Source organism: Amycolatopsis solani, assembly GCF_033441515.1.
Lineage (GTDB): Bacteria > Actinomycetota > Actinomycetes > Mycobacteriales > Pseudonocardiaceae > Amycolatopsis > Amycolatopsis solani.
Window position 1 is genome coordinate 1046702 of sequence record NZ_JAWQJT010000001.1, and the last position, 12987, is coordinate 1059688.

Annotated in this window: 15 protein-coding genes; 6 read left to right on the forward strand and 9 right to left on the reverse strand. The window is 71.7% G+C overall.

The window, feature by feature from the left end:
• The first annotated feature begins 93 nt into the window (after window positions 1–93).
• Complete coding sequence (locus SD460_RS05325; RefSeq protein WP_290051507.1) at window positions 94–891, forward strand: DUF2470 domain-containing protein; 798 nt, start codon at window positions 94–96, stop codon at window positions 889–891.
• Here the strand turns inward: SD460_RS05325 and SD460_RS05330 are convergent.
• Entirely contained in the window at window positions 883–1344 is a 462-nt protein-coding gene (locus SD460_RS05330) for a PPOX class F420-dependent oxidoreductase (RefSeq protein WP_290051504.1), read from the reverse strand. The two genes, SD460_RS05325 and SD460_RS05330, sit on opposite strands and share 9 nt — an antisense overlap.
• Before the next feature lie 22 nt (window positions 1345–1366).
• Between SD460_RS05330 and SD460_RS05335 the strand changes: the two genes are divergently transcribed.
• The 3 genes from SD460_RS05335 to SD460_RS05345 all read left to right on the forward strand — a co-directional run bounded on the left by SD460_RS05335 (window position 1367) and on the right by SD460_RS05345 (window position 4111).
• A complete protein-coding gene (locus SD460_RS05335) occupies window positions 1367–2179 on the forward strand; it encodes a CPBP family intramembrane glutamic endopeptidase (protein WP_290051502.1) in 813 nt (270 codons plus the stop codon).
• A gap of 40 nt (window positions 2180–2219) precedes the next feature.
• On the forward strand, window positions 2220–3407 hold the full coding sequence (locus SD460_RS05340; protein ID WP_318306543.1) for an arginine deiminase: 1188 nt from the start codon (window positions 2220–2222) through the stop codon (window positions 3405–3407).
• Window positions 3408–3556: 149 nt separating this feature from the next.
• Entirely contained in the window at window positions 3557–4111 is a 555-nt protein-coding gene (locus tag SD460_RS05345; protein ID WP_290051501.1) for a ferritin, read from the forward strand.
• Window positions 4112–4199: 88 nt separating this feature from the next.
• Here the strand turns inward: SD460_RS05345 and SD460_RS05350 are convergent, their stop codons facing one another.
• From SD460_RS05350 to SD460_RS05365, 4 genes are all read right to left on the reverse strand, one after another.
• Window positions 4200–5024, reverse strand: coding sequence for a hypothetical protein (locus tag SD460_RS05350; protein WP_290051500.1), 825 nt, complete (start codon window positions 5022–5024; stop codon window positions 4200–4202).
• A complete protein-coding gene (locus tag SD460_RS05355; protein ID WP_290051540.1) occupies window positions 5021–5533 on the reverse strand; it encodes a SigE family RNA polymerase sigma factor in 513 nt (170 codons plus the stop codon). Before SD460_RS05355 ends, SD460_RS05350 begins: the two co-directional genes overlap by 4 nt.
• Window positions 5534–5743: 210 nt before the next feature.
• On the reverse strand, window positions 5744–6097 hold the full coding sequence (locus SD460_RS05360) for a DUF952 domain-containing protein (RefSeq protein WP_318305966.1): 354 nt from the start codon (window positions 6095–6097) through the stop codon (window positions 5744–5746).
• Between the two features lie 103 nt (window positions 6098–6200).
• Complete coding sequence (locus tag SD460_RS05365; RefSeq protein WP_290051496.1) at window positions 6201–7082, reverse strand: DUF5926 family protein; 882 nt, start codon at window positions 7080–7082, stop codon at window positions 6201–6203.
• A 53-nt stretch (window positions 7083–7135) separates the two neighbouring features.
• Between SD460_RS05365 and SD460_RS05370 the strand changes: the two genes are divergently transcribed.
• A complete protein-coding gene (locus tag SD460_RS05370; RefSeq protein WP_290051494.1) occupies window positions 7136–8302 on the forward strand; it encodes a cytochrome P450 in 1167 nt (388 codons plus the stop codon).
• Window positions 8303–8694: 392 nt separating this feature from the next.
• Here SD460_RS05370 and mca read toward each other — a convergent pair whose 3' ends face one another.
• Together mca and SD460_RS05380 are read right to left on the reverse strand one after the other, a co-directional pair.
• Window positions 8695–9540, reverse strand: a complete 846-nt coding sequence (gene mca, locus SD460_RS05375) for a mycothiol conjugate amidase Mca (RefSeq protein ID WP_290051491.1) — start codon at window positions 9538–9540, stop codon at window positions 8695–8697.
• Window positions 9537–10886 carry an MDR family MFS transporter gene (locus SD460_RS05380; protein WP_290051488.1) on the reverse strand — a complete coding sequence of 450 codons (1350 nt, stop codon included), beginning with the start codon at window positions 10884–10886 and terminating at the stop codon, window positions 9537–9539. Before SD460_RS05380 ends, mca begins: the two co-directional genes overlap by 4 nt.
• A gap of 97 nt (window positions 10887–10983) precedes the next feature.
• Between SD460_RS05380 and SD460_RS05385 the strand changes: the two genes are divergently transcribed.
• Window positions 10984–11574 (forward strand): TetR/AcrR family transcriptional regulator, encoded by a 591-nt coding sequence (locus SD460_RS05385; RefSeq protein WP_290051486.1) that lies wholly within the window; start codon window positions 10984–10986, stop codon window positions 11572–11574.
• Here the strand turns inward: SD460_RS05385 and SD460_RS05390 are convergent.
• The gene (locus SD460_RS05390; RefSeq protein ID WP_290051483.1) at window positions 11571–12593 is read right to left on the reverse strand and encodes a DUF4328 domain-containing protein; all 1023 of its coding nucleotides are present in this window, start codon (window positions 12591–12593) and stop codon (window positions 11571–11573) included. The genes SD460_RS05385 and SD460_RS05390 overlap by 4 nt on opposite strands.
• Window positions 12594–12595: 2 nt before the next feature.
• Window positions 12596–12955, reverse strand: coding sequence for a rhodanese-like domain-containing protein (locus SD460_RS05395; protein ID WP_086858109.1), 360 nt, complete (start codon window positions 12953–12955; stop codon window positions 12596–12598).
• Window positions 12956–12987 lie beyond the last annotated feature (32 nt).

Genomic DNA, 12987 nt, shown 5'->3' on the forward strand with positions numbered 1-12987 from the left:
CCGGATACTCCGTTCAGCGGAACGAACGCGTGACGCGGGCGACTATCCAGACCGTCGAATTCAGGTTAGGCTCACCTAAGTAGGAGGTGAGCCGTGACCCAGGCACCCGCATCCATCCGCCGCCCGCCGGCACCGAACCCCGCCGAGCGGGCCAAGACGATCGCGACCCGCAACGGTCCCGCGTCCTTGCTGCCCACCTGCGAACGCGCCGGTCTCGACGGCGAGCGCGTCGTCCCGGTCCTGCACCACGTGCACCACAGCGGCAGCGTGAGCGTCTTGCTGCCCGACGACCACCCGATGGTCAACGCGGCGAAGCAGACCCAGCGCGGCGAGCTGGCCGTGATGGTCGAGCTCGCCGACCAGGCGCCGGTCGCCCTGCGGGAGCCGATCCGCGGGCTGCTGTGGATCACCGGCTGGCTGCGCCCGCTCTCGCCGGTGTCGGCCCGCGCCCGGGCGATAGCGATCGCCGAAACACGGGCGGACGAACGCCTGCTCGACGTCGGACACGGCGTCACGCTGCTGCGGCTCACCCCGGCGTCGCTCGTGCTCGCCGACGCCGAAGGCACGCACTCGCTGCGCCCGCACATGTTCAGCGCCGCGCCGCCGGACCCGTTCCACGACTACGAGGCCCAGTGGCTGCGACACCTGGAGAGCGACCACTCCGACGTCGTCGACCAGCTGGCGAAGCACCTGCCGGCGGACCTGCGCGGCGGCCGGATCCGCCCGCTCGGCCTCGACCGGTTCGGGCTGCGGCTGCGCGTCGAGTCCGAGGGCGGCGACCACGACGTCCGGCTGGCCTTCTCGAAGTCCGTCGACAGCCCGCCGCAGCTCGCGATGGAGCTGCGGCGGCTGGTCGGCTGCCCGTTCCTGCGCGGCGGCGCGTCAGGCTAGCTCGGCGGGGAACCCGCCCTTCGCGATCGGGCCCCAGCTCTCGATGGTCACCCGGATGATGCTCTTGCCCTGCTTCACCATGGCTTCGCGGTATTCGTCCCAATCCGGGTGCTCGCCGGAAATGGCCCGGAAGTACTCCACGAGCGGCTCGACCGACTCCGGGATGTCCAGCACCTCCGCGGTGCCGTTGAGCTGCACCCACTGGTCGTTCCACTCGTCGGAGAGGATGCAGGCCGAGACGGCGGGGTTGCGCTTGATGTTCACGATCTTGGCGCGCTTCGGGTAGGTCGAGATGACCAGCCTGCCTTCGGCGTCGACCCCGCAGGTGACCGGCGAAAGCTGCGGCCCGCCGTCGGCCTTCGTGGTCAGCAGGATCGCGCGGTGGCGGGTGGACAGGAACTCGACCAGCTCGGCGCGGTCGACGGTTTCGTTGGTGGCGATGCTCCTCGGCATACCCCGAAGGTAGCGTGCGCGCATGACGTTCACCGCGCGATCGTGGCTGGCCCCGGCCCGCCCCGAATTCCCCGGGACGATCGAGGACCCGGCGGAGCGCCGCGCGATCAAGCTCGAGCTGCTGCTCGTCTTCGGCATCACGCTCGGCCTGTCCGGCGTGCGCAGCCTGCTGTCCCTTGTGGACTCGCTGCTGCAGCCGACGCCGCTGGCCCAGCAGCAGGTTCAGCTCAACGTGCCGCAGGCCGCGGCGAGCCTGATCGACCTGCTCAAGCAGCTGCTCTCGGCCGCCCAGCTGGTCGGCTGGGGCGCGCTGGGGCTGTACTTCCTGTGGCGCGCGGGGATCAAGATCGCGCAGGTCGGCCTGGACCGCCGGTCGCCAGGTCGCGACGCGCTGCTGACGCTCGCGCTCGCCGCGCTGATCGGGATACCCGGCCTGGCGCTCTACTTCGTCTCCTACCACCTCGGGTTCAGCCTGGCGGTGCAACCGTCCACATTGAACGACACGTGGTGGCGGCCGATCACGCTGACGCTGTCCGCGTTCGGCAACGCCTTCGCCGAGGAAGTCCTGGTCGTCGGCTACCTGCTGACCCGGCTGCGCCAGCTCGGCGTCCGCGAGAACAACGCCTTGTTCGGCGCCGCCGTGCTGCGCGGGTCGTACCACCTGTACCAGGGCTTCGGCGGGTTCGTCGGGAACCTGATCATGGGCCTGGTGTTCGGCAGGCTGTGGCAGAAGACGAACCGGCTGTGGCCGCTCGTGGCCGCGCACACGCTGTTCGACTTCGTGTCGTTCGTCGGGTATTCGCTGCTCAAAGGTCACGTTTCGTGGCTCCCGTGAATAGGATCGGGTGGTGAGCGACGAAACGACACCTCCCCGGGTGGACAGCGAAGTCGGACCCCTGCGCGCGGTGCTGCTGCACCGGCCCGGCAACGAGCTCAAAAGGCTGACGCCCCGCAACAACGACCAGCTCCTGTTCGACTCGATCCCGTGGGTCGACCGGGCCCAGGCCGAGCACGACGCGTTCGCCGAAGTGCTGCGCAGCCGCGGCGTCGACGTCCTGCTGCTGGCCGACGCGCTCCGCACCGCGCTGGAGGACGACCGCGCCCACGCGGCGGGCGTCCACGCGGCCGTCGACGACCGGCGCCTCGGCGGCGACCTGGCCGACTCGCTGCGGTCGCACCTGTCGAGCGCCAGCGCCGCGGGTCTCGCCGAGGTCCTGATGGCCGGGATGACGTTCGAGGAGCTGCCGTCCGCGGAGGGCGCGTCGCTGGTGCGGATGATGAACCACCCGCACGACTTCGCCGTCGACCCGCTGCCGAACCTGCTGTTCACCCGCGACTCGTCGGCGTGGATCGCCGACCGGGTGGCGGTTTCGTCGCTGACCATGCCCGCGCGCCGCCGGGAAACCGCGGTGCTGGACCTGATCTACGCGTACCACCCGCAGTTCCGGCACGCGGCCCGCGCGTACGGCGCCCATTCCGCGCCGATCGAAGGCGGCGACGTCATGCTGCTGGCCCCGGGCGTGCTGGCCATCGGCGTCGGCGAGCGGACGACGGCGGCCGGCGCCGAGTCGCTCGCCCGCTCGGTGTTCGCCGACGGCATCGCGCACACCGTGCTGGCGGTGCCGATCGAGCAGTCCCGCGCGACCATGCACCTGGACACGGTCTGCACGATGGTCGACGCCGACGCCGTGGTCATGTACCCGCTGGCACGCGACTCCCTGACCGCGTTCACGCTGCGCCCGACCGGCGACGGCGGCGTGAAGGTGGCCGGCCCGGCCCCGTTCCTGGTGGCCGCGGCCGAAGCGATGGAGATCGACCGGCTGCGCGTCATCGACACCGGCCTCGACCCGGTGACCGCCGAACGCGAGCAGTGGGACGACGGCAACAACACGCTCGCGCTGGCCCCGGGCGTCGTCGTCGGCTACGAGCGGAACGTCGAGACGAACGAGCGGCTGGAGGCGGCGGGCATCGAGGTGCTGCCGATCGCGGGCTCCGAGCTGGGTTCCGGCCGCGGCGGGCCGCGTTGCATGTCGTGCCCGATCCGCCGCGAACCACTGCGTTAAATGAAGTAAGCCTTCCCTAAATGTGTTCGACAATTTAGGGAAGGCTTACTTAAATAAGGTTTGTCTTCTCTAGGAATGGTAACCCTAATAGGGGGCAGATCACCAGTACCGAGTGGCTTTGCGCGGAATCTTGATCTATTCTGTTCTGCATGGCCCTCACCAAGAAGAAAGAACCGCGCTCGAAGTTCTTCGAACTGCTGCAGGCGCAGATCCACAACGAGTTCAACGCGTCCCAGCAGTACATCGCGCTCGCGGTGTGGTTCGACGCCGAGGACCTGCCGCAGCTGGCGAAGCACTTCTACAAGCAGTCCGTCGAAGAGCGCAACCACGCGATGGCGCTCGTGCAGTACATGCTCGACCGCGACCACCACGTCGAGATCCCCGGCACCGGCGAGGTGCGCAACGACTTCTCGGGTGTCGCCGAGCTCATCGAGCTGGCACTGGAGCAGGAGAAGGAGGTCGCCGCCGACATCTCCGCGATGACCAAGGCGGCGCGGGCCGAAGAGGACTACATCAGCGAGCAGTTCACGCAGTGGTTCCTCAAGGAGCAGGTCGAAGAGATCTCCCAGATGAGCACGCTGCTGAACGTCGTCAAGCGCGCGAACGGCAACCTGTTCGAGGTCGAGAACCACCTCCACCGCGAGTCGGTCGGCGACAACGGCGCCGACGCGCAGATGCCGCCGGTGGCCGGCGGCGCGCTCTAAAGCTTTCGCTCCCACCACGCGCGAGAAATGCCGGAAGCCCGGGCCCTCCCCCTGTGGATGGCCCGGGCTTCCGCATGCGGCCGGCTGATCAGCCGGCGCAGTCCTGGTTGACGCTCATCAAGCTCGTCTGGGCGACCCCGGCGGCCCCGAGCAGGAAGTGGTAGTCGGCGGCCGGACTCGCCGGGGCGACGACGCCACCGCTCTCGTCCTTGGCCGTCGGGTAGGCGGCGAGCACCTGCTCCTTCGTGGCTCCGGCGCCGACGCCTTCGGCGGTGTGCGCGACGACGTCCGGGGTGACGACGACGAGCCCGACCGCCTTCGAGATGACGACGCTCGCGGCGGCAGGGACCCCACCGCCGTCCGCCTTGTAGACGGTGCAGCTCGCCCCGGCCTGCGCCTCGGTGAGCGTGACGGCCTGCGCGGTGACCTCGGCCTCGGACATGCCCAGCTTGAGGCGGCCGAAGCCGTCGGCCGCGAGCAGCGGCCCGCTCGACACGGTCGGCAACGACGTCGAAGGGTGCGAGGACGACGGCCGCGGCGGCTTCGAAGTCGGCGTGCCCGGCGGCACGGAAACCTCGATGCTCTGGGTGCCGGTCGGCCCCGGCGCCGACGGCTGCGGCGACCGTCCCGCCGTCAGGTTCTCGGGCGGTTTGACGCTGATGTCGGTCCCGTCGGCGGACATCACGGCGGTGCCGTCCTCGGTGTGGATCCGGACCATCGTCAGCCCGGCCGACACGACGACCACGGCCGCAGCGACACCGGTGACGGCCTGCAGGTTGCGACGACGGCGACGACGTCGTCCGGCACCCGCGACGATGGACGTACCCGCGTCCGCCGGCGGCGGCAGGTCCAGCCGCTCATCGGCGAACATCGCGCGCAGGCGCTGCTCGAGCTCGTCCTCGGAGATGTTCAACCCGCGTCACTCCCTTCGCCTTCGTTGTCGGTCGCCTTCAGCTTCGTGCGCAGCGACGTGATCGCCTTGCTGGCCTGGCTCTTCACGGTGCCCTGCGTGACGCCGAGCGCCCCGGCGATCTCCGCTTCGGAGAGACCTTCGTAGTAACGCAGCACCATCACCGCGCGTTGCCGCGGCGGCAGCGTCCGTAACGCACGCCACAGCGGCTCGTGCTCGAAGGGGTCGGCCGGCACGTGCGGACTGGTGTCCGGCAGGTCGGCGACCAGGTTCTCCCGGCGCGTCCGACGCCAGCGGCTGACGTGCGCGTTCGCCATCGAACGGCGGACGTAGGCCAGCGGGTCGCCGGTCTTCTCGTGCACGTAGTGCCAGCGCGAACCGATCTTCTCCAGGACGGTCTGCACCAGGTCGGCCGCGTCGTGCGGGTTGCCGGTGAGCGCGTGGCCGTACCGCAGCAGCCCCGGCAGGGTGGCCTGCACGAAGTCGCCGAAGTCGGTGAGCTCACCCGGCAACGTCGCGGCCCTCCCTCGGCCTGCACTGGTCACCCACGTCTCTCCCCCGGTGAGGACGGGTGCCGCAGCGGTCACCGTATCGCCTCCCATCGGGGTCGGGTAGCCAGAAGCCGAGTCGCTTTCTCCCCCAACACGCATCACAGCCCCCTCAGGTTGCCCGCGTTCCCGCCCCAATTCGTAGACGCCCGGGCGGGTCATGAGTTGCCCACGTCAGCGGTGGGCGAGTGCGTCCGGCAGCCGGAAGCCGCCGTCCGCCGTTTCGGTGAACTCGTGCACCCCGACGACCGCCGCACGCGGGATCGGCCCGTAGACGTGCGGGAACCAGATCCCGGCCGGGTGCGGCGGCTCGCCGACCTCCCAGCGGACCGGCGCCCCGACCTTCGCCGGATCGATTTCGAGCAGCACCAGATCGGTGCGGCCCCGGTAGAGCGCGTTGGCAGGCAGGTGCGCCGTGCCGAAGTCGGAGCAGTGCACGAACCCGACTTCCCCCAGCGACGACGGCCGGTAGCCGTCGTCCGCTCCCACTCCGGCCCAGTCGGCCGCCCCGCAGATGTGGAGTATCACGCCGAGAATCGTCCCACCGGCGCGTTCGGTCGGCGGTGTCTCGTGCGCCACAAAAGCCCTGGTTGAACGCTCACCGAGTGTGGAGCCACCCGGTGAGCGCCGGTCAGCGCAGGGTCAGCTGACGGCCGATGAGGCCGTCCCTGGCCCGCCGCTCGGCCGCGTTCAGCGGCTCGCCGTCGAGCGACTTGAGCGCCGTCTCGAGCCGGGCCCCGAGGGCGTCCTTCGCCTCGGCCCACTCGCGGGCGTGCGCCTCGGGGTCGAGGTCCCACACCGGGACCAGCAGGCCGTGCGCCCGGAACGAGCCCGCGTACCGCGTGCCTTCGCCGAGGCCGAGCTCGCCGGCCGCGGACAGCCGCGCCAGCGCCTGGAGCAGCAGGTTCTCCGGCTCCGGACGCACCCAGCGCAGGTGCGCCTTCTCGCCGGCGAGCACCCAGTAGGCACCCGAGCCGAGCCGCTCGGTGGGCATGATCGCGGCGTTCGCGCGCTCGAGCGACACCGCGACGTCCCCGGTTGCGTCCGCGTCCTCGGGCAGCCACCAGGCGAAGTCGGTGTGCAGCGTGACGTCGAGTTCGGCACCCGGCGCCAGCAGGTCCTGCAGCCGGGCGTGCTCGTCGGCGGCCGGCGGCGTGGTCGTGTCCGGCACGCCGAGGACGTCGCCCTCCTTGGCGTCGAGCAGCCACTTCAGCGACCGGCCGAGGTCACGGCTGATGTCGGAGGAGCGGGTCTGAACCTGCAGGCCGAGGTAGCGCTCCCCGTCCGACCGCACGAACGCGGCGGCCGCCATCGGCAGCACGGTCCCGAGCGTGACGTCCCCGCCATCGGCGAGGGTCAGCTTCGCGGTCGCGGACGGCACGAACTCGCGCAGCGCGATCAGCTCGGGCTCCGCCGCCAGCCCCTCGAACGGCTGACCGACGAAGACGTCGCGCACCTTCGGCTTGCGGTCCGACGCCTGCTTGGGACCCTTCTTGCGCGCGCCCTTGCCCACGGCTGCCTCCTCTGGCTCGGCCTGGAACGCTATCGAAGGGTTAGTCTCGCGACGTGTTCGACCCCCGCGATCCCGAGTTCCTCGCCGACCCGTACCCGGCCTTCGCCGCCCTCCGCGCCCAAGGCGACGTCCATTTCCACGAAGGACTGGGCCTCGCCATCGCGGTGTCGCACGCGGCGTCGTCGGCGGTGCTGCGCCACCGAGGGCTGGGCCGGATCTGGCAGGACGCCCAGCCGCTGGAGCGGTTCGCGTCGTTCAACCTGCTGCACCGCAACTCCCTGCTGGAGAACGAGCCCCCGGCCCACACCCGCCTCCGCCGCCTGATCGCGGGCGCCTTCGGCCGCGGCCACGTCCAGCGCCTGCGCCCGATGGTCGCCTCGCTGGCCGCGAACATGGTCGACGACCTGGCCGCCGCGATCGCCACCGACGGCAGCGCGGACCTCCTCGAGCACCTCGCCCAGCCCTTGCCGGTCGCGGTGATCGCGGAGCTGCTCGGCGTGCCCGGCTCGGACGGGCCGCGGATGGTCGAGCTGTCCAACGCCATCGTGAAGATGTACGAGTTCGGGCGCCCGGAGTCCGACCGCGACGCCGCCGAGCAGGCTTCCGCCGAGTTCGTGTCGTACGTCCGCTCGGTGGCATCGGCCCGCGCTTCGGCGCCGGGGGACGACATCATCAGCGACCTCCTGCGCAGCGAGCTGACGCCTGACGAGCTGGTGGCCACCGCGGTGCTGCTGCTGATGGCGGGCCACGAAGCGACGGTCAACGTGCTCGGCAACGGGATCACGGCGTTGCTGACGCATCGGGACCAGTGGGAGCGACTGCTGGCTTCACCTTCCCTTCTCGATTCGTGCGTGGAAGAGCTGATCCGGTTCGACGCTCCGCTGCAGCTGTTCGAGCGGACGGCCACCGAGGACGTGTCGATTCGCGGGTATGTCGTTTCGGAGGGGCAGAAGATCGGGGCGCTGCTCGGGGCCGCGGCGCGGGATCCGGAGGTGTTCGAGGAGCCGGACCGGCTGGACATCGGGCGGACGCCTAACGCGCATCTGGGGTTCGGGATGGGGATTCACTACTGCGTGGGTGCTCCTCTGGCTCGGGTGGAGATCGGTGCCGCGTTGAGTGCTTTGGCGGAGAAGCTGCCGGGGTTGCGGTTGGTGGAGCCTCCGCCGCGGCGGCCGGAGTTCGTGATCCGGGGGTTGAAGGAGCTGCGGGTCACGGTGTGAGCCGGGGGTCTGAAGCCGGCGGGCCTGTGCCCGGCCGGCCGAGGGGAGCCGGGCGGGCCGGAGGGCCCGTGCGGGTGTGCGGCCGGCACCGGGTCGCGACGGGCGGGCCCGGGAGGCGCGGGTGCGGGCCGGCGGTGGGTTAGGCGGGCCGGCCCGGGAGCGGGTGTGGGCTGGCGGCCCGCGGTGAGTTGGGCGAGCCGACCCGGGAGCGCGTGCGGGCTGGCGGCCAGCGGTGAGTTGGGCGAGCCGACCCGGGAGCGCGTGTGCGCTGGCGGCCGCGGTGGGTTGGGCGAGCCGACCCGGGAGCGCGTGCGGGCTGGCGGCCAGCGGTGAGTTGGGCGGGCCAGCCCGGGAGCGGGTGTGGGCTGGCGGCTCGCGGTGGGTTGGGGCGATCACGGTGTGACTCCGGCGAACAAGTCGTCCTCCAGTTCGGGGCATGGGGTCGGGTGGGCCAGGTGGTAGTCCTCGTATGGCCACGCCGCTCGCTCGATCTCGCGTGAGTGGGCGAAGAACGGGTGGGCCGGGTCGACCTGGGTGGTGTGGGACAAGAGGGCCTTGTCGCGGGTGGCGAAGTGGGAGTCGCAGCGGATGCGCGTCGTCACCTTGAGGGTGTCCTCGGGCGGGAGTTCCGCCAGGACCTCGGTCATCGGGGACTCGAGGCCGGCGGCCAGGGTGGCCTCGTGGAGGGCGAGGAACCACGCTCGGCTCAACGTTGCCTGGTAGTACAGCTTTTGGGGTTGCCACGGGTCGCCGGTGCCTGGGTAGCGGGCGGGGTCGGCCGCCGCTGAGAAGGCTTCCAGCGTCGCCTCGTGGGTGCGGATGTGGTCCGGGTGGGGGTAACCGCCCGTTTCGTCGTACGTGATCAGTACGTGGGGCTTGAACTCGCGGATCAGCGCGACCAGCGGGGCCGCGGCCGCGGCCAGCGGGAGGGCCGCGAAGCAGTCTGGAGGCAACGGCTCGCCGTCGGTGGGGAGGCCGGAGTCGGTGAAGCCCAGGAAGCGGTGGCGGACACCCAGGATCTCCGCGGCGGCCGCCATTTCGCGACGGCGGATCGCCGGGAGGTTCGTGCGGTTCTCCTCCGTGTCGACCGCCGGGTTCAGGATGTCGCCGCGCTCGCCGCCGGTGCAGGTGGCTACCAGGACGTCGACGCCTTCGGCGGCGTAGCGGGCCAGGGTGGCCGCGCCCTTGCTGGATTCGTCGTCGGGGTGGGCGTGGACGGTCAGGAGGCGAAGGTTCATCGGAGACTCCTCTGCGGGAAGAAGGCGGCGGGGAGCAGGGTCAGGACCGACAGCCCCAGCGCCCACGTGAACGTCGTGCCGAACGCCGCCGGGGGCGCCGACGCGGTCAGCTCGTGGTGCAGGACCGCGGCCAGCAAGGCCGTGCCGAGGGAGCCGCCGATGCGGTTGACCACGTTGAACGCGCTGGCCGCGCGCGGGATGCGGGACCGCTCCAGCGAGCCGTACAGCGTTGTCATGCCGGGTGTCGTCGCCGCACCGAGTCCCGCGCCGCGGATCAGGAGTGACGCCGTCAGGAGGAGACCGCTCGGCTCGGAGCCGAGCTGGGTGAAGGCCACCGTGCCCAGTACCGACAGCCCGAGGCCGGCCAGCATCATCCGGCGGGGGCCGAAGCGGGCCAGGAGGCGCCCGCCCGCCAGCAGCACGGCCGCGGAGCCCAGTGCCTGGGGTGCCAGCAGCAGGCCGGCGCGCAACGCGCTCGCCTGCTCGACCTGCTGGTAGTACAGCGGGAGGAGCAGCATCGAGCTGTACAGCGAAGCCCCGAGCAGGAACGTGCTCGCGCTCGCCACCGCGAACCCGCGGTTCCGGAACAGCGTCAGGTCCAGCACCGGCGACGACGTCCGCGACGCGTGGACGCCGTACGCCAGCAGCAGCGCCACGCCCGCCACCGCGGCCACGACGACGCCCTCGGACAAGCCGTAGACCAGCGCGCCGAGCCCTGGCGACAGCAGTGCGATGCCGACGACGTCGAGCGGTGCGCGGACGCCGCCGGGCTCCGGGGCGGGCAGCAGGCGGCGGGCGAACAGGAACGTCGCCACGCCGAGCGGGACGACGCCGAAGAACATCCAGCGCCAGCCGAAGTCCGCCACCAGCGCCCCGCCGAGCATCGGGCCCAGTACCGGGGCCACCGTCGCCGGCAGGGTGATCACGCCGATCATCCGGCCCAGCGCCGGGCCCGCGGCCTGCGCGAACACCGCCTGGCCGACCGGCTGCATCAGCCCGCCGCCCAGGCCGTGGAGCACGCGGAACGCGATCAACGCCGGCGCCGACCAGGCGAAGCCGCACAGCAGCGTGCCCGCCGTGAAGAGCGCGACCGCGGTCAGCCACACCGCGCGGCCGCCGAAGCGGTCGGTCAGCCAGCCCGACAGCGGGATCGCCACCGACGCCGCCAGCAGGTACGCGCTCGCCACCCACTGCACCGTGGTCAGCGGGCTGTCCAGGTCGCGGGCGATCGAGTCGATCCCGACGGTCACGATCGTCGCGTCGAGGATCGACAGCACCGCGCCCATGATCAGGACCCCGCCGAGCCGCCACAGCGCCGCGTCCGGACGGACCGCTGCCGTCGTCATGCACCCACCCCCATCGATTAGGTCGAACCTCAGATTAGGTTCGACCCACTCACTGGGTCAAGCACAATCTTGGGTTCGACCCAGTAGAGTGACGGGCATGAGCGAGGGACTCCGGGCCCAGAAGAAGCACGAGACCAGGAAAACCATCTCGGACGTGGCCACCAGGCTGTTCATCCGCAACGGCTTCGAGGACGTGACGATCGCCGACATCGCCGCCGAGGCGCGCGTCGCCAAGATGACCGTCACGAACCACTTCCCGCGCAAGGAAGACCTGGTCTTCGACATCCGCGAGGACTTCACGTCCTGGCCGGCCGCCCTGATCCGCGACAGCGTCTTCCAGGACACGCGCGAGCTCTACTTCGAAATGCTGGGCGCCGAGCACGCGCTGGTGGGCTTCTCCGGCCCCGGCTTCGTGCGGATGATCAACGAGAGCCCGATCCTGACGAACGCCCTGCACGAGATGCATCGCGAGCGCGAGGTCACGCTCACCGACCTGCTGATCCGGCGCCACCCCGAGCAGGGGCTGGAGCCGATCCTCGCCGCCGCCCACCTCGCCACCGTGCTGCGGGTGCTCTTCCAGGAGGTCTTCGACCGGACGCTCGCGCAGGAGAAAGCGATCGCCGACGACCTGTGGCCGGTCGCGGAACGGGCCTTCGACCAGCTCGAACCGGCGCTCGGCCGGTACTAGCGAGCGGCGCCGGACGGCCGCGCGGTGCGCAGCTCGGGCTCCGGCGCGCCGGCCACCTTCAGCACGCGCATCGAGCGCACGGCCCGCGCGTCCAACGGTGCCAGCAGGGCCGAGAAGCGCCGGACGACCAGCGCGGTCAGCACGGCGAGCGCCGCCGCGGCCAGGTCGGTCAGCGCGACCAGCACGACGCTGTCGGCCATCGACTGCACGTCGTCGCGGAAGCGCCAGACGATCGACACGCCGAGCAGCACCCAGTTCAGGATCCAGGCGCCCCACCACACCACGACCTGGCGCGACGGCTTCGGGCGGACGTCACGCGGGCGGCTCAGCACCGCGTGCTCCAGCTCGCCGACGACCGACAGCGCCATCGGCAGGTTCGCCACCGGCACCAGGACGCCGACCAGCACCTGCCACACCGGGCGCGGCGGGTCGTCGCCCGAGACGTCGGCCGCCGCCTGGCGCGCGACCAGCAGCCACCACAGCGACAGGCCGGCGGGCAGCAGCGCGAGGATCGAGGCCAGCAGGCCCGCGGTCAGCACGAAGCCGTCGGAGAAGGCCACCACCGAGCGGGACAGCGCGGCATCGCGGCCCTGCATGAGCAGCACGTACCGCCAGATCTCGGCGCCGGCGGCGACCACGGCGAGCGCGGCGAACCCGAACAGGACGGCGATCAGGCTGCGGCTGAGCACCGGCACGCGGTCGATCGGGCGGATCTCGTCGGACGCCGTGCCGGGCACCGACGTCGGACGGCGCCAGACCAGGTTCGGGAAGCCCCAGCGGGGCGGGACCGGGTACGACGGCGGGCCGAGGTACCGCTCGGGCACCACCACGCGGCGTCGCGGCCACGCGCCGGGCGGCGGGGTGGCCACCCAGCGCAGCTTCGGCCGGTGGGCCGGGCGGCGGTGGTACGGGTACGGCTCCGGCTGGGCAGCCAGCGTCCGGCCCTGCAGCTGCTGGGCGGTCGGCGGCGGGGCCTGGCGCGGCCAGTACCCAGGTGGCGGAGGCGGACCCGGCTGCAACGCTAGATCACTTCGGGGTCGATGCCGGGGTGCTCGCCGACCATCGGCCGGCCTTCGCGCTGCCACGCGCCCATGCCGCCGGCGACGTTCACCGCGTCCCAGCCGCTCTGGTTGAGCCACGCGGCCGCGCGGGCGGACCGGCCGCCGCTGCGGCAGATCACGTGGATCGGCTGGTCGTCGGGCAGGTCGGTCAGTTCGCCGACGCGGGCGGGCAGCTCCCCCATCGGGATGTGCACGGCGCCGGGCGCGTGCCCCGCGGCCCACTCGTCGTCTTCGCGGACGTCGAGCAGCACGAGGCCGTCCTTGGGCAGGTCGCGGACCTCGGCGGTCGGCAGTTCAGCAGGGCTCACCACGATCTCCATGCTGCCATGCGGGGGCGTTGTCCGCGCGTGAG

Excerpts from the sequence above, each read along its gene's own strand:
- SD460_RS05330 (WP_290051504.1), bottom strand. The coding sequence starts at position 1,344 with ATGCCGAGGAGCATCGCCACCAACGAAACCGTCGACCGCGCCGAGCTG.
- SD460_RS05335 (WP_290051502.1), top strand. The coding sequence starts at position 1,367 with ATGACGTTCACCGCGCGATCGTGGCTGGCCCCGGCCCGCCCCGAATTC.
- SD460_RS05345 (WP_290051501.1), top strand. The coding sequence starts at position 3,557 with ATGGCCCTCACCAAGAAGAAAGAACCGCGCTCGAAGTTCTTCGAACTG.
- mca (WP_290051491.1), bottom strand. The coding sequence starts at position 9,540 with ATGAACCTTCGCCTCCTGACCGTCCACGCCCACCCCGACGACGAATCC.
- SD460_RS05380 (WP_290051488.1), bottom strand. The coding sequence starts at position 10,886 with ATGACGACGGCAGCGGTCCGTCCGGACGCGGCGCTGTGGCGGCTCGGC.
- SD460_RS05385 (WP_290051486.1), top strand. The coding sequence starts at position 10,984 with ATGAGCGAGGGACTCCGGGCCCAGAAGAAGCACGAGACCAGGAAAACC.
- SD460_RS05395 (WP_086858109.1), bottom strand. The coding sequence starts at position 12,955 with ATGGAGATCGTGGTGAGCCCTGCTGAACTGCCGACCGCCGAGGTCCGC.